At 42.7% G+C, this 17586-nt stretch carries 26 protein-coding genes; 10 read left to right on the top strand and 16 right to left on the bottom strand.

The window, feature by feature from the left end; all coding sequences use genetic code 11:
- Positions 1-45: 45 nt before the first annotated feature.
- Positions 46-1899 carry a ribosomal protection-like ABC-F family protein gene (gene abc-f / locus JOD21_RS07015; RefSeq protein ID WP_204728924.1) on the bottom strand — a complete coding sequence of 618 codons (1854 nt, stop codon included), beginning with the start codon at positions 1897-1899 and terminating at the stop codon, positions 46-48.
- A 106-nt stretch (positions 1900-2005) separates the two neighbouring features.
- Positions 2006-2122, bottom strand: coding sequence for an RAxF-45 family protein (locus JOD21_RS19625; protein ID WP_380269510.1), 117 nt, complete (start codon positions 2120-2122; stop codon positions 2006-2008).
- Between the two features lie 177 nt (positions 2123-2299).
- Between JOD21_RS19625 and JOD21_RS07010 the strand changes: the two genes are divergently transcribed.
- Positions 2300-2704 carry a DUF4279 domain-containing protein gene (locus JOD21_RS07010; protein WP_204728923.1) on the top strand — a complete coding sequence of 135 codons (405 nt, stop codon included), beginning with the start codon at positions 2300-2302 and terminating at the stop codon, positions 2702-2704.
- A 100-nt stretch (positions 2705-2804) separates the two neighbouring features.
- On the opposite strand, the gene JOD21_RS19435 is transcribed toward JOD21_RS07010, so the two are convergent.
- The 5 genes from JOD21_RS19435 to JOD21_RS06990 form a co-directional block, all read right to left on the bottom strand.
- Positions 2805-2930: a hypothetical protein gene (locus tag JOD21_RS19435; protein WP_275579574.1), complete on the bottom strand. Its 126-nt coding sequence runs from the start codon at positions 2928-2930 to the stop codon at positions 2805-2807.
- Entirely contained in the window at positions 2931-4187 is a 1257-nt protein-coding gene (locus tag JOD21_RS07005; RefSeq protein ID WP_204728922.1) for an MFS transporter, read from the bottom strand.
- 121 nt (positions 4188-4308) lie between these two features.
- Positions 4309-4524 (bottom strand): helix-turn-helix domain-containing protein, encoded by a 216-nt coding sequence (locus JOD21_RS07000; protein ID WP_041121612.1) that lies wholly within the window; start codon positions 4522-4524, stop codon positions 4309-4311.
- A gap of 11 nt (positions 4525-4535) precedes the next feature.
- Positions 4536-5015: a DUF2975 domain-containing protein gene (locus JOD21_RS06995; RefSeq protein ID WP_041121613.1), complete on the bottom strand. Its 480-nt coding sequence runs from the start codon at positions 5013-5015 to the stop codon at positions 4536-4538.
- A gap of 159 nt (positions 5016-5174) precedes the next feature.
- Positions 5175-5501, bottom strand: coding sequence for a hypothetical protein (locus JOD21_RS06990; RefSeq protein ID WP_204728921.1), 327 nt, complete (start codon positions 5499-5501; stop codon positions 5175-5177).
- Positions 5502-5638: 137 nt separating this feature from the next.
- Between JOD21_RS06990 and JOD21_RS06985 the strand changes: the two genes are divergently transcribed.
- On the top strand, positions 5639-5875 hold the full coding sequence (locus JOD21_RS06985) for a DUF3953 domain-containing protein (protein ID WP_204728920.1): 237 nt from the start codon (positions 5639-5641) through the stop codon (positions 5873-5875).
- Positions 5876-5895: 20 nt separating this feature from the next.
- Here JOD21_RS06985 and JOD21_RS06980 read toward each other — a convergent pair whose 3' ends face one another.
- Genes JOD21_RS06980 through JOD21_RS06970 form a run of 3 tightly spaced genes read right to left on the bottom strand, consistent with a single transcriptional unit; the run spans position 5896 to position 7349 of the window.
- Positions 5896-6087 (bottom strand): hypothetical protein, encoded by a 192-nt coding sequence (locus JOD21_RS06980; protein WP_204728919.1) that lies wholly within the window; start codon positions 6085-6087, stop codon positions 5896-5898.
- A gap of 18 nt (positions 6088-6105) precedes the next feature.
- A complete protein-coding gene (locus tag JOD21_RS06975) occupies positions 6106-6897 on the bottom strand; it encodes a phosphotransferase family protein (RefSeq protein ID WP_239581461.1) in 792 nt (263 codons plus the stop codon).
- On the bottom strand, positions 6894-7349 hold the full coding sequence (locus JOD21_RS06970) for a GNAT family N-acetyltransferase (RefSeq protein WP_204728917.1): 456 nt from the start codon (positions 7347-7349) through the stop codon (positions 6894-6896). The genes JOD21_RS06975 and JOD21_RS06970 overlap by 4 nt, the downstream gene beginning before the upstream one ends.
- A gap of 110 nt (positions 7350-7459) precedes the next feature.
- Between JOD21_RS06970 and JOD21_RS06965 the strand changes: the two genes are divergently transcribed.
- From JOD21_RS06965 to JOD21_RS06950, 4 genes are all read left to right on the top strand, one after another.
- Positions 7460-7798, top strand: a complete 339-nt coding sequence (locus JOD21_RS06965) for an NIPSNAP family protein (RefSeq protein ID WP_204728916.1) — start codon at positions 7460-7462, stop codon at positions 7796-7798.
- Between the two features lie 129 nt (positions 7799-7927).
- A complete protein-coding gene (locus tag JOD21_RS06960; RefSeq protein WP_204728915.1) occupies positions 7928-9151 on the top strand; it encodes a dicarboxylate/amino acid:cation symporter in 1224 nt (407 codons plus the stop codon).
- A 123-nt stretch (positions 9152-9274) separates the two neighbouring features.
- On the top strand, positions 9275-10102 hold the full coding sequence (locus JOD21_RS06955) for a metallophosphoesterase (protein ID WP_204728914.1): 828 nt from the start codon (positions 9275-9277) through the stop codon (positions 10100-10102).
- A 13-nt stretch (positions 10103-10115) separates the two neighbouring features.
- Positions 10116-10538, top strand: a complete 423-nt coding sequence (locus JOD21_RS06950; protein WP_204728913.1) for an NUDIX hydrolase — start codon at positions 10116-10118, stop codon at positions 10536-10538.
- Positions 10539-10565: 27 nt separating this feature from the next.
- Here the strand turns inward: JOD21_RS06950 and JOD21_RS06945 are convergent, their stop codons facing one another.
- Entirely contained in the window at positions 10566-11126 is a 561-nt protein-coding gene (locus tag JOD21_RS06945; protein WP_204728912.1) for a hypothetical protein, read from the bottom strand.
- Positions 11127-11312: 186 nt separating this feature from the next.
- Here JOD21_RS06945 and JOD21_RS06940 point away from each other — a divergent pair, with 186 nt between their 5' ends.
- Positions 11313-12605, top strand: a complete 1293-nt coding sequence (locus tag JOD21_RS06940) for an APC family permease (protein ID WP_204728911.1) — start codon at positions 11313-11315, stop codon at positions 12603-12605.
- A gap of 46 nt (positions 12606-12651) precedes the next feature.
- Here JOD21_RS06940 and JOD21_RS06935 read toward each other — a convergent pair whose 3' ends face one another.
- The 3 genes from JOD21_RS06935 to JOD21_RS06925 all read right to left on the bottom strand — a co-directional run bounded on the left by JOD21_RS06935 (position 12652) and on the right by JOD21_RS06925 (position 13672).
- Positions 12652-12966, bottom strand: coding sequence for a type II toxin-antitoxin system RelE/ParE family toxin (locus JOD21_RS06935; RefSeq protein ID WP_041121623.1), 315 nt, complete (start codon positions 12964-12966; stop codon positions 12652-12654).
- Entirely contained in the window at positions 12963-13217 is a 255-nt protein-coding gene (locus JOD21_RS06930) for a type II toxin-antitoxin system prevent-host-death family antitoxin (RefSeq protein ID WP_041121624.1), read from the bottom strand. Before JOD21_RS06930 ends, JOD21_RS06935 begins: the two co-directional genes overlap by 4 nt.
- A 128-nt stretch (positions 13218-13345) precedes the next feature.
- Complete coding sequence (locus tag JOD21_RS06925) at positions 13346-13672, bottom strand: four-helix bundle copper-binding protein (protein WP_041121625.1); 327 nt, start codon at positions 13670-13672, stop codon at positions 13346-13348.
- Between the two features lie 152 nt (positions 13673-13824).
- Here JOD21_RS06925 and JOD21_RS06920 point away from each other — a divergent pair, with 152 nt between their 5' ends.
- Together JOD21_RS06920 and JOD21_RS06915 are read left to right on the top strand one after the other, a co-directional pair.
- Positions 13825-15138, top strand: coding sequence for a sensor histidine kinase (locus JOD21_RS06920; protein ID WP_204728910.1), 1314 nt, complete (start codon positions 13825-13827; stop codon positions 15136-15138).
- Positions 15135-15809, top strand: a complete 675-nt coding sequence (locus JOD21_RS06915) for a response regulator transcription factor (RefSeq protein ID WP_041121627.1) — start codon at positions 15135-15137, stop codon at positions 15807-15809. Before JOD21_RS06920 ends, JOD21_RS06915 begins: the two co-directional genes overlap by 4 nt.
- Positions 15810-15855: 46 nt before the next feature.
- Here the strand turns inward: JOD21_RS06915 and JOD21_RS06910 are convergent, their stop codons facing one another.
- Complete coding sequence (locus JOD21_RS06910) at positions 15856-16467, bottom strand: YdhK family protein (protein WP_041121628.1); 612 nt, start codon at positions 16465-16467, stop codon at positions 15856-15858.
- Between the two features lie 298 nt (positions 16468-16765).
- Between JOD21_RS06910 and JOD21_RS06905 the strand changes: the two genes are divergently transcribed.
- Entirely contained in the window at positions 16766-17017 is a 252-nt protein-coding gene (locus tag JOD21_RS06905; RefSeq protein WP_204728909.1) for a hypothetical protein, read from the top strand.
- Between the two features lie 50 nt (positions 17018-17067).
- Here the strand turns inward: JOD21_RS06905 and JOD21_RS06900 are convergent, their stop codons facing one another.
- Complete coding sequence (locus JOD21_RS06900; protein WP_204728908.1) at positions 17068-17580, bottom strand: GNAT family N-acetyltransferase; 513 nt, start codon at positions 17578-17580, stop codon at positions 17068-17070.
- Between the last annotated feature and the right edge of the window lie 6 nt (positions 17581-17586).

Here is a 17586-nt window from a genome sequence, read left to right as displayed (position 1 = left end):
TTTCAATTAATTGTAAATGACAGTGCGCTCATATGCTATCTATTGTTACGATTCCTGCATCAACCATTCCTCATACAGCTGATCAAGCTCAGTTTGCAGATTTAGCCTTCCGTTATTAAGCCTTTCATAAGCCTCCCAGTCCTCACCAACTGACTCGATTTCAAGATCCATAGCTTCAATTTGTTTTTCAAGCATGGCAATCTGCTCTTCGGTATCAGGCGCCTGTTGTTCTTTTACAACAGGTTTTGCTGCTGAAACAGGCTTTTCTTTTTTCTTTTCCACAACAGGCTGCGGCCGCTTTCCTCTTGCCCAGTCATAAGCACCTTCATATACCGTGAGCTTCCCATTTTCAATCCAGGCGGTCCGGTCAAAGATTGCGTTCAGGAAGTAGCGGTCATGAGATACAGCAATGATCGTACCTTCAAACTGCTGCAGTGTTTCTTCAAGTACTTCGCGCGATTCGATATCCAGATGGTTTGTCGGCTCATCCAGCACCAGCAGATTAATCTCATCATGCATAAGCTGCGCCAGACGCAGGCGCATCCGCTCTCCACCGCTTAAGTTCTCCACTTTTTTAAAGACGTCGTATCCATAGAATAAAAATCTTGCCAGCACATGACGGGCATCTCCTTCAGTCATTGAGACATGCTCCCTGAATACATCAATAACGCGCAGACCAGGGTCGCTGTATGAAAATAACTGAGACAGATAACCGACTTTTACATTGCTGCCAATGCGGCAGACACCTTCGTCAGGCTGTATATCTCCTGTGATCATTTTAATTAACGTGGACTTACCGGCACCGTTTCCGCCTACAATCCCTATATGGTCCTGCCATCTGACAGACAGGTTCACACCTCTGAACAGCCATTGATCATACCGCTTTCCAACCGCTTCATAAGTGACTGCATCTTTCCCGCTACGGTCAGCTGCATCAAGCGTTAGCGACATCTTCTTAACAGTCACAGGTTTTTTCACACGCTCCATCCGCTCAAGTGCTTTTTCCATGCTTTTCGCTTTCTTAAAAAGCTTTTCATTAGGCGGGTTCGCTTCATTCGCCCATTGTCTCAGCCTGCGGATCGCTTCCTTCATCTTTTTAATCTTCTTCTGCTGCTCTTCGTACTGGTGAAATTCCTGCATAATCCGCTCTTCTTTTGCTTTAACAAACGCATCGTAATTCCCTTTATAGCTGTAAGGCTCGCCGTCCTCAATTTCCACAATGCGGGTCGCTGTCTGATTAAGAAAATGACGGTCGTGCGACACCATAAGAACAGCGCCTTTATGTGATTTGATAAACGTTTCAAGCCACTCAATCGCGTCCATATCCAGGTGATTCGTCGGTTCATCGAGCACCAGCAGATCAGGATTTGTCAGCAGAATGGTCCCAAGCATAACCTTTGTCTGCTCACCACCGCTCAGGTTTTTAAAGGGCATCGCGACAAGTCTGGTGAGCTGAAGTCCATTGATTACAGCCTGAACTTTCGCATCACGCTCATAGCCTTCAAGCAGTGCAAACTGCTCCTGCAAATCACCATACTGACTCAGTAAGCGGTCGAGTGTCTCCGGTGAAGCAGCAGCCATCTCCTCCTCCATTGCCTTCATTTTCATTTCAACCGCCATCACTTCTTCAAAAGCCGTCAGCAGGACATCGTTTCCTGTCCAGCCTTCAGGAAAGGATGGAATCTGGTGAAGATACCCAAGTGTAAGACCCTTTTTCTTAATGATTCTTCCTGTATCCACTGGTTCTTTTTCAGTCAACAGCTTGAGCAGCGTTGTTTTTCCGCATCCATTCGGTCCTACAAGCCCGATGATTTCCGAATCCTTCACTTCAATTGTCATATGTTCAAATATCGTATTACCGCCCATCATTTTGGCGATACTCTCTGCTTTTAATAACATATTCCGTTCCTCCAGGTTATCAGCTGTGGGAACATCTTTTTAGACACAAAAAAGACTGCCTGATCAACAGACAGTCTCCCCGCGCATAGCGAAAAAGAATGGTTCATCAGCTGGTGTATTTTTGATTTTTACTAAAAATGGACAGACTTCTCCCGTATTTGGCAAAATCAAAAATTAGCGCACGTGAAAAATACAGACAGCTGATTCGCTTTTCACATGCCATTCCAGCAGATTGATTCATTCCCTTTCACCTCCGATCAGATTAGTTGTCGTAATTGTAGCACAATTCAAAGCTGATTTGAATAGAGATTTTTATTAGATTATAAAAATTTCCATCATAAAAAGGAATATAAGGTTAACACAGTGAAGTAACTATTAAGGCATATCTAGGAGGATTAAATTGGATAAAACTAAAACAATGATTTACTTTGAAATCACTGCACCAGACCTGGACACGGAAGCTGTCACAAAGCAGCTTAATATGACACCATCAGAAAGTTACCATAAAGGGGACTGGGTTGAAGACTCCTTTTATCACTACAGAAAGCGCGGTTCCTGGAGCATCAGCAGCGGTTATCAGGAGGATCTATTCATGGACGAAAGCTACAAAAAAGTCATTGACCCGCTGCGTGAAAAAACTGCCCTGATCAATCAATTACGCACAGCGTATGATGCCACCTGCCGCATTGTGGTCGTCAGCGAAATGTTTAACGGCCAGGCACCTGCGCTCTTCTTCCCTGCTGATGTTGTGCAATTCGCAGCTGCCGTTCATGCTGAAATTGATCTCGATTTATACCCCTGGTAATATCAGACGTGAGAAAAGGCACTGCCGCTTGAGCAGTGCCTTTTCCTATTCAAGCTCTTCTTCATACAGATCAGGCAGTCTGAAAACAAAGTCTCCATTATTACTGCCGCTCCTCGGTGTCCTGCTTTCGATAAGTTCTGGTCACTAAAATCACCAGTACAATCCAGGCCAGCAGGTTAGTGATGATACTGATCACATTCCAATCAACATTAAAGTTCACATTCATTTATTTTTCTCCTCCGCCGATATTGATGGGCTCCAGGCTCTCTACAGCAGCCCCCCGTTTTTTGAAGAAACTCATATAGATTGCAGGCAGCAAAAGGACTGCCGAACCCATCCCCAATGCGACTGCAGTATTTGACAGCTCAGGAATAAACCCTGCTAAAAATGTTCCTGCAAGACCGGATAATCCGCCGATCACATAAGCGGCACTGCGAATCCGTGTCAACACATCATCCGGCGTAATACCCTGATGAGCCGCCCCCTGTATAACAAATGCCATTGATAATGCGCCATCAAATATCAGCACGCCAAGAAATGCCATCCAAAATGAATCTGATAGGAATACGATCAGCACGCCAATTCCGGACAGTCCGAGCAGTACACTTAACAACAGAATCCAATTCGTCTGCTGGAAGTATTTTAATAACAAAACGCCGATGATGTTGCCAACTCCCGCTGCCGACAATAACAATCCTATTTGAGCGGCGGATAGATTCATTACTGTCTCGCCATGAATGACGACAAGCAGCATAATATAAACCGTTGAAAAGCTTAATACAGAGATTGCGAGTGCATGAATGCGCTGCGGAACACTTGAGAAAAGATAAGAGAAGCCTACAGATGCTTCTTTGAAAAATCTGTTTTTATGTATTTGATTTGTCTGGTCAGATAAATCCGTTGCAGACTTAAAGCTATATTCACTTTTCAACCTGAACAGGAAAAGTGACGAAATACATGACAGGCAGGCACAAACAACCAGCGTGGCAAATGACCCTGTATATGTATATAACAATCCTCCTATCACCGGTCCCGCTAACGTGGTCACTGCGTCTGCAGCCTCAAGACTCGTATGGGCTGGCATCAGGTTTTTACGTCCGGCAACAGCCGGAATCATCGTGTTAAATGCCGTCCGGCTGATCAGTGCAAGCAGTCCCATCACAAATAAAGTGAAAGCGACCAATACACTGCTTTCAAAAAGGATGAAAAAAGCGAGAAACAATAGACCAATCGCATACAAAAAGTTTGCCACAGCCGCAATCAAAGGTTTATTTCTTTTTTCTACCCAGACGCCAACCGGCACAGCAAATAATAGTGCACCGAGCTGCTGCGACATCACGACAAGCGCTGTAATGAGCGGGGAACCTGAAAGTCCCAATACGATTAACGGAATCACAATCTCCCTGAATCTGTCGCCCAGAATGGAAGCGGCATTTGAATACCACATTTTTGCAAAATGTCTATTAATGAACATTGCTTTCATACGCTTCTCCTTAACATGTATGCTTTCAATCACCTAATGATTAACAGTATGAATCAACTTCCTTTTTTTATCAAATCAATCAAAAAAGCTGACACTGCCATTTGCAGTCTCAGCTTTTCCATCAGGTGTTTTCATCCGGTACATACTCAATGATATCTCCAGGCTGGCAGTCCAGCGCTTTACAGATCGCTTCCAGTGTCGAAAAGCGGATCGCTTTTGCTTTTCCGTTTTTCAAAATAGAAAGGTTTGCCATGGTAATGCCGACTTTTTCAGTCAGCTCTGTCACACTCATCTTCCGCTTTGCCAGCATGACATCAATATGAATCACGATCGCCATCTATATTCACCTCAGACCGTTAAATCATTTTCGATTTTAATATCGATTGCATTTTTTAATAATTTTTGAAGAACGTATGCGAATACAGCAACTACGAAAGATGCAAAAATGATCGCCATTCCAATAACAATCACACCTGGCGCATCATCATATTCCCCAATCATAAAGAAGAAGGGCATCGTTGCTGTATAGATCCCGCTGACTGCAAGCGCAGCGAACTTAATCATTCGTAATGCGACGACAGCTTTATCTGAAAAAGCATTGTTCCGGTCAATCAGATTCAACAGCTTGAATGACTGATACAGTGCGAAGTAAAAAGGAATCCCTGATACATACATCCCTATAATAATACCACGTACCCAGTCAGCAAACATCTCATCCCCTGCCACGCCTCTCCAAAGTGCCGGCAGTAAAAACACACAAACTGCAAGTGCAGCCAGAGCAAGCACGACTAAAACAAATTTCAAAAACATCGTTGAACTTTTACTCATATCAGACACCTCTCACATTTCAATACTCGATTGTTAATGAAATTCTAGCATGTTATATATTGAAAAACAATAAATTTTTACTGTTTATTAAATAAAAATAGTTCTGATGAACCTTTCCTTAAGAATAGGCTCATCAGAACGCTTAAATACAATAATTGCTCAAACCATACTTCTGCGCTTTTCAGTTAATCCCTTTATCCACCAGCCCAGCAGCATACAATACCCTGCAACTGAAAAAATCGTCCAGGCAGCTCCTGTCTGCAATTGTGCCAGAAAGAATTCAAATTCATTCTGCTCAATCGGCCTGTCGGAGTCAAAACTGAATAGAAAGCCGACGATTGGGATAGCAAACACAAAGAATAGAACCAATATTTCTATTATGAATTTCTTCTTTCTTGCTAATCTGACTACCGCTGTGATGAAAATGATTGTTAAAAAACTATAGTATATCCCCCAAAACAATATAGGCAAGGTCTCCCAGTACATATATATCCTCCTTCATCTAAACCGTTGAGTTTTTAGCAGTTAGACTGATGTGAGAAGAAAAGGTTTCAGAAGAAAATGGAATTTTTTATGTGGTATAATAAATGTAGAAAAATAGCTAAATGAACGGGGTTGAATACATGACGCTAAAAATCCTGAGTATGGGCTCGGCCTTGCTGACTTTTGCATTTGCCATGCACGGTCTTATCACAGACAGCAATATGTTTCTGGGCTGGATGATGCTGTCTTTTGCTATGATGATTCTGTTAATGGGAATTGAAGAAATTCAAAAAGATAAGAAGTGGATTGGTTATATAAGCTTTGGCGCTTCTATTCTGATTAGTATCTCTGCATTTCAGGAAATACTCAGACTATAAAATAAAAAGCAAAACCCATGCTATGCCAGCCATGTGTTTTGCTTTTTTGATGTTCTCGCTTCAACAATTTGCCGTCTTTTTTCCCGATAAGTCCACCACAGCCCAAACCCTGTCACTGCTGTAAATAAAGGAATTGTGATGAAGTCACTAATTGGTGTAACAGCTCCAAAAACAAAGATTGCAAAGCCTAAAATTACAAAAAAGACACCCATTAATTTCGCCCCTTTTCATCAAAAAAACTCATACAATCCGTTCTCAAAATAATTAAACTCTCTCGAACTCAGACGAAACAGTCCGTACCCTTCATAAAAAGCCTCCGTCAGTTCACTGTCAGCCATTACTTTTCTAATCGCGAGCGCCACATCATAGCGGGGATCTCCAACTGTCATTCCGGCTACATCAATAAACAGTCTCACTTCTCCGTCCCTGACCATGACGTTGTCTGTTGTACAATCTCCATGAATAACCGTCTGTTTAACTTCAGCAAGTCGATTCGCCTTCAGTTTTTCAAGCAGTTCCCTGTCCCCGTCGCACTCCCCTGCCTCAAGATAACGCTCTGCCCTTTTCAATTCTTCTTCAAGCCAATCACCGGTAAGTTCAAAGTGAGCAGTTTCTGTTTCATGAAGCCAGTACAGCAGCTGACCGAAGCTTTTCATCAGCTGTTTTTTCTCATCATGACTGACAGCTTCCCTTAACGCTTTTGTCAGTGTCATCCCCTCTTCATAACTCATTAGTAAGTGGTTTCGTCCCGTTTCTTCTATGTAATGCACATACTCCGGCACAGGAATCTCCTGCTGACTTTTAAGTTTCTTAAGCACCTCTGCTTCTGTCTTCAGCCATTCACGGTATTTTTCTTTAAATGAACTCTTTAATATATAGGTTCCGTTTACTGCTGAGATCTTATGGACTGCTGATGTCCACCCCTGTTCATCAATCATGTGAGCACGATGAATGCTGCCTGTAATGACCTCAAGCTTATCAAGTAAATCTTTATCTAAGTTAAACTTTAATCCCCTTGTCAACGATGTCCCTCTTCCCTTGCTTTCATATATCCATAATAAGCACATGTCCCATTTTGAGACAGGTCCTTCACTTCAAAGCCGCACTTTTGATAAAACGGAAAGTTATCCGCTGAGGTATGAGCAAACCAGTCGCCGTGGGGCAGTTTTTGCACACAGAGCTCTACTAATTTTCTGGCCAGTCCCCTGCCGCGATAATCACCCGAGACAACCAGATCCATGATGTTAGCTGCCATCACCTGATCTGAAATTACTCTGATCATGCCAACCATGTTGTCTTCATCCCATACTGTAAACGCCCATGTCGAATGTTCGAACATCAGCGTGTATTTCTCTTTTTGCCAGTCTGGAATCCTGCGGGCCCATCCTGCTTCCTGAAACAGCTTTTCCACTTCAGATGCCGGTATTCCTCCCGTTCCTTCCCTGATCACCAGACCATTAAAATACTGATACATTGTCATCCCCCCCTGTTTCAATTCATCTTATTCTCTATTCATGCAGGAATCTCCTTGTTTTTAACAGAAAGAATCATAGAGTCTATTTCTAAAAATTGGAGTGAACGCATTTGTTTTACAGAAGAAAGCATTATATCGTCAAAAATTCATTTATCGAAACGTTTAATGATCATTTCAACCAGACCAATCTGCCTAATCAGCTGAAGCATGGCACACGCCTTATCGGACGGTGGATGCGCGATCAGAAGGATGGGACGACTGAAGTGTTTGCGATCTGGGAGTATGACAGCTACGAAGATTATGTGGAAATCGAAACCAGAATTAAAGGTGACCGTGAGCATGTAGCACGGATTCAGGAATGGTATAAGAAACAAGGTGGAAGAGATCGAGTATTCAGCGAGTATATTCTTGAGGTGAAAAATGAAGCGCTGGAGGATACAGTGGGATGATTCGGCTTTGATGAAATTTCATCAGGCAACTCCTTTGACAATCTCTTTCTATTATATTACCTTTAATCCCGACCTGATTAATGAGACTTTAAGGTGTTAAAATATAAATTAATTACAGGAGGGATTCCATTGAAAAAGATCTGGAAAGGGTATTTGGATGCTTCGCTCATCTTAAAAGTAACGATTGCCCTGATCATTGGTGCATTGGTCGGATTTATTTTCGGAGAAGACGCATCTGTGCTGACACCACTTGGCGATCTGCTGATGAATCTGTTGAACTTCTTAATTCTGCCGTTGATCTTGTTCACATTAATTGTAGGTGTGAACCAGACAAAGCTGAATTCACTTGGCCGCATGGGCGGGAAGGTATTTCTTTATTATGCGGGAACGTCAGCACTTGCAATTGTTGTCGGACTGACTGTAGCTTCGCTGTTTTCACCCGGTACAGGCATGGTACTCGATACAAGTGAAACATTTGAAGCGCCGGAAAACCCGGGAATCGTCAGTGTGCTGCTCAGTATTGTACCATCGAATATCGTGACAGCATTCTCAGAATTCAATCTGCTCGGCATTATATTTACAGCGATTGTCTTCGGTATTGCAATTTCCTATCTTCGCTCTAAAGAAGAGACACAGTTACTTGGTGAGCAGGTATACAATGTTGCGAATGGAATGAACGAAGCAACGATGTTCGTTGTGCGCGGTGTGCTGCAATATGTCCCAATTGGTGTATTTGCTATCGTTGCGAACACAGTCGGAACGCAGGGTACAGGAATCCTGCTTGAGCTTTGGAACGTTGTGATGGTGCTGTATGTGGGAATCGCTGTACAGATCTCACTCTATATTTTAGTCTTGTTACTTTTTAAAATCAGCCCTGCTGCGTTCTTTAAGGAAGCCAGAACACCGATGCTGACTGCATTTGCCACCCAAAGCAGTTCAGGTACGCTCCCACTGACGCTGAATGCAGCCAAAAATCTTGGACTGTCTAAAAGCTTATACGGCTTCAGCCTGCCGCTTGGCGCAACGATCAATATGGATGGTGCTGCGATCCGGATTGCAGTCTCTGCAGTGTTTGCTGCTAACGTAATTGGTGAGCCGCTCAGCATCACTGAAATGCTGATGGTCGTACTTGTCGGAACGCTTGCTTCAATCGGAACAGCAGGTGTACCTGGTGCCGGCATCGTCATGATCGCTACAGTATTTGCCCAGATCGGTCTGCCGATGGAAGCTGTCGCACTGCTTGCAGCGATTGATGTACTGGTCGGAATGGGTGCAACGATGCTGAATGTCACAGGTGACCTTGTAGGCTCCAGCGTGATTAATAAGACAGAGGAAAAGAAGAAAGCTGCTTGATGCAGGAAGCTGCCTTATAGATGGGGCAGCTTTTTTTTATTCGCTAAGCCTATCCCTCAATTTGAAACTTATTCAGCTGTTTTTCGTATACTTCACTATGTAACTCTTAATCAGGAGGGCCAAATGAAAAACAAAAAATGGCTGATTATCTTGCTGACTGTACCGATATTGGTTGTCTTTTTTAATTACCAGAATAACGCACTCACCACCAGCTCATATACAATCACTTCTGAAAAATTACCCGAAAGCTTTGAAAACTATAAGATCATTCAGCTGTCAGATCTCCACAACAAGTCTTTTGGAGAAAATCAGGAGAAGCTGGTTGATCAAGTCAAGCAGGCAAAACCGGATATCATCGTCATTACTGGTGACATCATTGATTCCAGGCGGTACAATGAAGAACCTGCCCTGACACTTGCTGAAGAAATGGTTCAGCTTGCTCCTGTGTATTATGTGTCAGGTAATCATGAAGAGCGGTCCGGCAAGTATGATGGCTTAAGAGAAAAGCTGATTGCGACTGGAGTGAAGGTGCTGACGAATGAGACAGTGACGATTACATACGAAGAAGATTCCTTCCTATTAACCGGCGTTGAAGACCCAGTTATTTCTGATGCTACAGCAGCTGAAGAAAATCTGCAGCAGACATTCAGTGAGAGGGATACTGAACAATTTACGATCTTGCTGGCTCACAGACCTGAATTGTTTTCACTTTACCGTGAATACGAATCAGACCTGATTCTCTCAGGCCATGCTCACGGAGGACAGTTCAGAATTCCATTTCTTGGCGGAGTCGTTGCACCAGATCAGGGGTTGTTCCCTGAGTACACTTCAGGTATCTATGAAATGGATGGATCCACCCTACTCGTCAGCCACGGTCTTGGCAACAGCATCATTCCATTCCGGATCTTCAACCGGCCTGAAGTAGTGGAAATCACGTTACAAACTAATTAACTGGAGGCTTACAATGAAAAGAATCGATGTTGTATATTCACTCATTTTTGACGAAACGAACGAAAAAGTATTGATGGTTCATAATAAAAAGTACGATAACTGGTCACTGCCTGGCGGGTCTGTTGAGCCCGGTGAAACACTTCATGACGCAGCAGTCCGTGAAGCCGAGGAAGAAACCGGCCTGAAAGTTGAGCTCGGCCGGATCCTGACAGTCAATGAAGCGTTCATGACGAAAGAACAGCACCATGCCATTTTCATCACTTTTTCCGCAAGCATAGCAGGTGGGGAAATCGCTATTCAGGACACTGAAACCATAGCAGATGTGAAATGGATGACTTTCAGGGAAGCTGATCGCTGGGTGCCTTATTACAGAGACGGCTTAGAACAGTTAGCGAAGTCGTCCGCTCCTTATGTATTTCAAGGGGATGTGAACTGAAGACACAGAACTCTAAGCTTTGTGAGGTCACCTCACTTTTATCTTCAGTTCTTCTATTTCTTTTTTCCCGTCCATCATGCTCAGTTCAACAATCCCTTTTTCCTTAAATGCGTAACGTGCAGCGCGATATATATCTTTTATTCCATACCGGTCACGCAATCCTGATATGGAAGCTGATGCTAATGAGGTTAAATCAGCTGTCCATATCTCTTCTTTTCCTGACGGATACTGAACAATGATTTCCGCTCCATTCAGATCCTCTTCCTCCCAGGAGACAATATGTAATTCAGTTTCTTTGCCCTGATAAATTAAATTACTGGTGTAATAACCCATATCCCCGATATCACCAAAGATCGTATACTGCTGACCTCCCAACTGAACATCCAGAAAAGGCGGCTGATTGGTCACTTCGTAGTAAATGCCATACGATAGTGCCAGAACCATTGCTGTTGAGAGGATCGTAATAAGTTTTTTAAACGACCCTTCTTTAAAATCATTCATGAACTCTGAATAAGGTTGAAATTTGCTGATCAGTAACAGCAGGACAATGATGATAAAAGCCATTCCTCCAAGAACGATATAGAACAATTGAATCGACTCCTTTAATAGGTATTTACGGATGAAAAGTCCATCGGTTTCCTATTTAAGGAATATATCTTATATCAACGCCAAATATGTCCCGCTAATCTTATACAAAAACCATTTCAATTTCTCCACACTCTGCATCTATTCTGCAAACTTTGAGGGTAAAGACACTACAAAGGAGTTGATCACATGAGTGAGTATAAGAAAAATAGTATTACACTAACCGGGGCAGTTGGCCTTGGAACCGGTGTGATGATCAGCGCCGGTATTTTTGCCTTACTTGGTCAGGTTGCTGCACTATCAGGAGCATGGTTTCCACTGATGTTTATCGCAGGAGGGATCGCAACAGCATTCAGTGCCTATTCCTATATCAAGATGAGTAATGAATACCCTTCTGCCGGCGGAATCGGCATGTTTCTCGTGAAAGCATACGGCGAAACGACTGTTACTGCCGGGGCAGCCTTATTAATGGCATTATCCATGGTGATTAATCAGAGCCTGGTTGCTAGAACGTTTGGTACATACACACTTCAGTTATTCGGTACGGATTCGGGAAGCTGGCTTGTACCGGCATTGGGTGTAGGCTTACTAACCACTGCCTTTCTCATCAATATTGCAGGTAATTCGTTTATCCAGACGTTTACTTCCATCATGTCACTGTTAAAAATCGCAGGTCTGGCTATCTTTGCAATTGCAGGTTTGTGGGCAGCAGGCTTCTCTTTTGAAGCAGCCGAACCAGGTGGCAATCCGCCTGACCTTTCCCCTGCAAGCTACATCGCAGCCATTGCACTAACGATTCTTGCATTCAAAGGATTTACAACGATTACAAACAGCGGTTCTGAAATTAAAGAACCGAAGAAAAATGTAGGCCGGGCGATTATGATTTCAATTGCTATCAGCCTGTCTGTCTATGTGCTACTGGCATGGGCTGTATCAGGGAGCCTGTCAATTACTGAAATCATTGAAGCAAAAGATTATGCGCTGGCTGAAGCAGCAAGACCTGCTTTTGGAAACGCAGGCGTCTGGTTTACAGTCATCATCGCCATCCTTGCGACTGTTTCAGGAATTATCGCCAGCGTCTTTGCCGTATCAAGAATGCTTGCCATGCTGACTGATATGAAACTGATTCCTCACAGACACTTTGGCATGCCGGGTGATATTCAAAAACATACGCTTGTATACACCATTGTGTTTGCAATGGCCCTGACGATCTTATTTGATTTAAGCAGGATCGCAGCGATTGGCGTCATTCTTTATCTCATTATGGATATGATTATTCATTGGGGCGTGTTGAAAAAGCTGAAAGGAAAAGTTGAAGCAAACCGCAGTATTGTCACAGGCGCACTGATCATAGATGCAATTGTGCTAACAGCTTTTGTTTGGGTGAAGTTGCAGCAGGATTGGCTGATTGTAGCTGTTGCTGTGGGGATTACAGTGTTTACTTTTGTTGGGGAGAAGTTGTTTTTGAAATCAGCAGAATAGAATTGAATTTGAGGAAAGTGCTGTAAAGATTTGTTGATTTTATCAGTCATTCTTTCTCAAACAGAATTCTGATGAAATCTCTTTTTGAGGCAATAATACGATAAATGAATATAAAGTGATGGTCATACTTATAGAAGACCAGATAATCATTGCATATTAAATATCGATAATCTGTTGGTATAGAAATTTTTAAGGCGAGTTCCATCCCCGCTAAGTGATATGACTTTAACGTTTCGTAGCATTGAATGATATCTGACAGGAGTTTTTGAGCAGCTTCGGGGTGGTCAAACTCAGAAATAATGTAATTCTTAATTTCTAATAAGTCATTTTTAGCAATGGGGCTGATTTTAATGTTTCTCATTCGTTCAGCCCCAGTTCTTTTTTAATCTCCTCATCCGATAACCAACTGTTATTTTTCTCCACTGACTTTTCCGCCTTTAACAATTCAGTTAAAAGTTTAATGGTAGCCTGACTTTTTTCATATTCATTAATATCTACAATTGCAAATCTCCCCCGTCCATTTTTAGTTAAAAAAACCGGAGCCCCTTCACTTATATCTTTCAATACCTCGTTGTAATTTCTTAAGTCTGAAACTGGTTTAATGTTAGGCATACTGACTTCCTCCTTTTGAAAAATTATATCACAATCCTACATAAGATATTACTTAATATATTACTTCATTTATTGCGCATAGTAAAAAGCCGGTGCAATATACATGCACCGGCTTTCTATTCTTTATATTACACCGCCATCTTACGGCATTCCTCCGCACATTTACGGCACGCTTCTGCACATTGCTGACAGTGATCATGGTCATGCTTGGCGCATTCATCTGCACACGATTCACAAATCTCTGCGCACAGTCCACAAATCTCACGTACATGTGGGCTGTTTGACTGCATGGCAGTGATAGCAAGTGCACACACATCTGCACACTCACGGTCTGAGCGGATACAATCCGCCATCATCTTCACATCTTCTTCACTCAGGCAGGCATCAAAACAATGGTTACAGGCTTCCAGACACTTCTTGCAAGCCTCAAGACAATCCTGATATTGCTGATTCATTTGGAACTCCTCCTTTATGTAGGTTCTATTATTATCTTTCCCGATCACATTTCTGCCAAACAAATTTAACCATATTCATTAAAAAACCTGGAATTCTGCATATTTTCTGCACAAAATGGTCTTATACTCGTTATATGAGATGAGGTGCGGACATGAGTAAGTTATCTTTAAAGATCAATCTTTTTTACCTAACCGGCATTGCCATTATTCTGGTGGTGTCATTATTCGTGATGCATAACCGGCTTGTAGATCAGCAGGTGCAAAATGAACTTAAAAGTCTGCATCAGCGCGGCGATAGTCATCGTGATGTATTGTCTGAGAATATTGACCAGCGGACGATCGAGCATGTTGTGATGATGGAAGAAAAGGCGATAACTGATGTTGTCATTCTTGATGAAAGCGGTCAGGTTGCAGGAGCTTCCAACCAGGCAGATGAACATGTATCCCAAGACTGGCTGGACGCGAATGAAGGAATTGCAGAAGATGATTGGCGCAACGAACCCTTTCTTGCAAGTATCAGTCTGATCGATGGCGGTGGCAGGGTGATCATGCTTGAACCGACAGAACAAATACAGTCACTGATCAGCGACTTAAACCGCCATTTTTTGATTGCAGCATTGCTGACTGGTATTTTTTTAGTTTTGAGCCTTTATTTCCTGAGTCACCTCATTACCAGACCGCTGCTCTCGATCAGACAGGCCGCCGGCAAGTTAAGTGAAGGTGCTGTGATTACTGTTCCCGAAACAAAACGGAATGATGAGATAGGGGAGCTTGCACTGGCTATTACGAAAATATCCGGTGATCTGCATCAGATACAGAAATCACGCAAAGCATTTTTAACCTCCATTGCCCATGAATTAAGAACACCTATCACCTACATCAAAGGGTACGCAGGCCTGTTAAGAAAAGAAGAGTCTGCATATGGTGAAATTATTTATGAAGAATCAGAGCGCCTCCATAAGCTGATTGAAGATCTATTCGAACTTGCAAGAATGGAGGAACACAGCTTTACAATCGAACCGGAACGAACGGAAATGACAGCATTTATAAAAGGGATCATTGACCGGCTGCAGTTTGTGTTTGATGAAAAACAAATCACACTGCTGTTCACTACACCCCATACTTTTACGAAAAAGATTGACCGTAATCGATTCGAGCAAGTCATCATTAATCTGATGGACAATGCGTTGAAATACACACCTGAAGGGCAAACAGTTCAAATCACTGTCAATCAAGACCGCATAGTGGTTATTGATGAAGGGCCAGGCGTCAGTGAAGAAGCCCTTCCATTCCTATTTGACCGTCTTTACAGAGTTGACACATCAAGGAATAGAGAAACCGGTGGCACGGGACTGGGTCTGACTATTGCAAAAGAAATCGTTGAAGCTCACAACGGAAAGATCACAGCTGAAAATACGTCTTCCGGCTTAAGCATCATCATTGATTTGAAAGGAGTCGCCTCATGAAAAAAATCGCACTTGTAGATGATGAAAAGCGAATGCTTGATTTATTGGAACTTTATTTGAAGCCACTCGGCTATGAATGTATAAAATTGCGCAGCGGAGAAGAAGTTGTGGCACTTGTAAGAAATGAAGAACCTGATTTAATCATTTTAGATGTGATGATGCCAGTAATGGATGGGTTTGAAACGTGCAGAATGGTACGCAGATTCTCAGATGTGCCAATCATTTTGCTGACAGCACTTCATGAAAAAGAAGATATTGTGAAAGGCCTGCAAGCCGGGGCAGACGATTATATTATAAAACCGTTTGATGAGGATGAACTAGTGGCCAGAATTCATGCAGTCTTCAGAAGAACATCAGATGATTTTGCCAGAAGAATAGAATGCGAGGGACTCATATGGGATGAATTTTCTCACGAGCTTTCCTTTGACGGGAAACGAATAAAAGTGACACCAAAGGAATTCTCGATCCTTGGTCAGTTTTTGAAAAATCCGGGGCGCGCCTATTCAAGAGAACAACTCGTAACAATCATCTGGGGATATGAAGCCTGGACTGATGGCCGGACAGTTGATTCCCATGTGAGAAACCTCAGGGACAAGCTGCGAAAAACAGGCTTCCCTTTAGATAACCACCTGCAGACCGTCTGGGGCGTCGGGTATAAGTGGGTCAACTGATAGACGAAAAAAGCTGAAGGAGATTATATACTCCCTCAGCTTTTACTTATTCTGCAGATAATTCTTCTTCTGTTACCCACTTATGATTCGTTACTTCTTCACCTGATTCCAGCGTGAAATCAATCATATAGACTGTTGTTTCTTCCGCTGAATCAATCGTAGCTGTGGCACCGTTCATTCCTTCCATATGTTCAGCCTCAACCTGTACTTCATCACCTTCAGTATACGGTTCCTCTGAAGCTTCTGTAATCTCTTCGTGAATGATCCACTTGTGGTCTTCAACGCGTTCTCCTCCATTGGCAGGATCATAGGAAATGCTGTAAGCTACTGTGTCGTATGCACCTACGATCGTTGCCTCTGCTCCTTCCATCCCCTCCATGTGCGCTTCAGTAATAATCGCTGTATCGCCTGCTTCAAAAGCTGGATTTTCTGCTTCTTCCAACCCTTCAGGCACTTCGCCCGAGCCAGACATGTCCATGCCTGAGTGATCCATACCGTCCATTTGTTCATCCATGTTTTCTTCCATATCTTCCATTTGTTCATCCATGTTTTCTTCCATGTCCTCATTCATGTTGTCATCCATTTCGTTGCCGCCACAAGCTGCCAGTCCAGCACTAAGCGTAAGTGCGATCGTTCCCATCATTAGTTTGTTTCTCATCTGTTTTATCCCTCCAAATGTATGATTCTTATTTAATCTACCCAAAGAATGTGCAGAACTTTTGCAGAAAAACAGTTTTTGCTTGTTGTCACAGAATGTTATTAATGTTGGAGGGTGAAGATGATTATGACAGAGGTTTGTTAGAGGCGGAAGGCCGGGCTTGGCACAACGACCGAATGATTCCATCAATGTTAAGACTAATTCCTTCACCAGCCCATCCACCGAACCCGCTTTTTTACTTCCCCCACCACGTCCACTACAATAAGAGCAACAAGCCTCATCTCAGGGAGTGATTCCATTGAATGAAAAGACCTCACCACTGATCGTGATCGGGGCCAATATAGCAGCTGCGATCGTTTTCATTTCTCTTATTCTCAGGTCACAGGATGGCTACGTATTAACAGATTTAATCATCATGCTCCTCATGCTGGCAGTCATTATGTATATTAAAAAACTTGAACAGGATACACTGTCTAAAAAAATGAAACGATATGCAAATACCGGTTACTATATTGCAGCATTGGTTGCTGTCATTGTTTTTTATTGGTAAACGCACCAAAAAACCAGGAGCATTCACTCCTGGTTTTTACTAGGCCTATTTCAAAGAAATTTCCCCATCAAAAGCTCATCTACATAACGATCCGGTCCAAGCTTCACATGCCGCACCTTACGTCCTTCCTCAACAAACCCCATCTTTTTATATAAATGAATCGCGCGATCATTATCCGCAAATACCTCAAGTGAAATTTTCTCCACTCTGTCGTCCTGTTTTGCCCAGTCAAACAACTGTTCAAGCAATCTACGTCCGATCCCCTGATTCGTATAGGCTTCCTGAATGCTCATACCGAACAACCCCTGATGACTGAATTTTTCAAGTGAAGATAACCGGAACTTAATCATTCCAATAATCATTCCATCAATTTCTGCTGCAAATATTACACCCTGTTTTTCATGTGATCGGATCCATTCTATTTCTTCTTCAATCGTTACATTAAATTCATTCAGTGAAGTTCCCATCCTGTCAGCATTCTCAATCAGTACTTTTCTGGCATGGTCTCTTAACTGCTCTGCATCAGCTGTAGTTACGCGTCTGATGATTATTTTATGATCCATGTTTTC

The organism is Jeotgalibacillus terrae, assembly GCF_016908195.1.
In the GTDB taxonomy this organism is placed as follows: Bacteria; Bacillota; Bacilli; order Bacillales; family Jeotgalibacillaceae; genus Jeotgalibacillus; species Jeotgalibacillus terrae.
This window is presented reverse-complemented; position numbering and strand designations above follow the sequence as displayed.

Bases quoted from the DNA above. Each gene is read 5' to 3' on its own strand.
- abc-f (WP_204728924.1), bottom strand. From the start codon at position 1,899: ATGTTATTAAAAGCAGAGAGTATCGCCAAAATGATGGGCGGTAATACG.
- JOD21_RS19625 (WP_380269510.1), bottom strand. From the start codon at position 2,122: ATGGCATGTGAAAAGCGAATCAGCTGTCTGTATTTTTCACGTGCGCTA.
- JOD21_RS19435 (WP_275579574.1), bottom strand. From the start codon at position 2,930: ATGAATGTGAACTTTAATGTTGATTGGAATGTGATCAGTATCATCACT.
- JOD21_RS07005 (WP_204728922.1), bottom strand. From the start codon at position 4,187: ATGAAAGCAATGTTCATTAATAGACATTTTGCAAAAATGTGGTATTCA.
- JOD21_RS07000 (WP_041121612.1), bottom strand. From the start codon at position 4,524: ATGGCGATCGTGATTCATATTGATGTCATGCTGGCAAAGCGGAAGATG.
- JOD21_RS06995 (WP_041121613.1), bottom strand. From the start codon at position 5,015: ATGAGTAAAAGTTCAACGATGTTTTTGAAATTTGTTTTAGTCGTGCTT.
- JOD21_RS06990 (WP_204728921.1), bottom strand. From the start codon at position 5,501: ATGTACTGGGAGACCTTGCCTATATTGTTTTGGGGGATATACTATAGT.
- JOD21_RS06985 (WP_204728920.1), top strand. From the start codon at position 5,639: ATGACGCTAAAAATCCTGAGTATGGGCTCGGCCTTGCTGACTTTTGCA.
- JOD21_RS06980 (WP_204728919.1), bottom strand. From the start codon at position 6,087: ATGGGTGTCTTTTTTGTAATTTTAGGCTTTGCAATCTTTGTTTTTGGA.
- JOD21_RS06970 (WP_204728917.1), bottom strand. From the start codon at position 7,349: ATGTATCAGTATTTTAATGGTCTGGTGATCAGGGAAGGAACGGGAGGA.
- JOD21_RS06955 (WP_204728914.1), top strand. From the start codon at position 9,275: ATGAAAAACAAAAAATGGCTGATTATCTTGCTGACTGTACCGATATTG.
- JOD21_RS06950 (WP_204728913.1), top strand. From the start codon at position 10,116: ATGAAAAGAATCGATGTTGTATATTCACTCATTTTTGACGAAACGAAC.
- JOD21_RS06940 (WP_204728911.1), top strand. From the start codon at position 11,313: ATGAGTGAGTATAAGAAAAATAGTATTACACTAACCGGGGCAGTTGGC.
- JOD21_RS06935 (WP_041121623.1), bottom strand. From the start codon at position 12,966: ATGAGAAACATTAAAATCAGCCCCATTGCTAAAAATGACTTATTAGAA.
- JOD21_RS06930 (WP_041121624.1), bottom strand. From the start codon at position 13,217: ATGCCTAACATTAAACCAGTTTCAGACTTAAGAAATTACAACGAGGTA.
- JOD21_RS06925 (WP_041121625.1), bottom strand. From the start codon at position 13,672: ATGAATCAGCAATATCAGGATTGTCTTGAGGCTTGCAAGAAGTGTCTG.
- JOD21_RS06920 (WP_204728910.1), top strand. From the start codon at position 13,825: ATGAGTAAGTTATCTTTAAAGATCAATCTTTTTTACCTAACCGGCATT.
- JOD21_RS06915 (WP_041121627.1), top strand. From the start codon at position 15,135: ATGAAAAAAATCGCACTTGTAGATGATGAAAAGCGAATGCTTGATTTA.
- JOD21_RS06910 (WP_041121628.1), bottom strand. From the start codon at position 16,467: ATGAGAAACAAACTAATGATGGGAACGATCGCACTTACGCTTAGTGCT.
- JOD21_RS06900 (WP_204728908.1), bottom strand. From the start codon at position 17,580: ATGGATCATAAAATAATCATCAGACGCGTAACTACAGCTGATGCAGAG.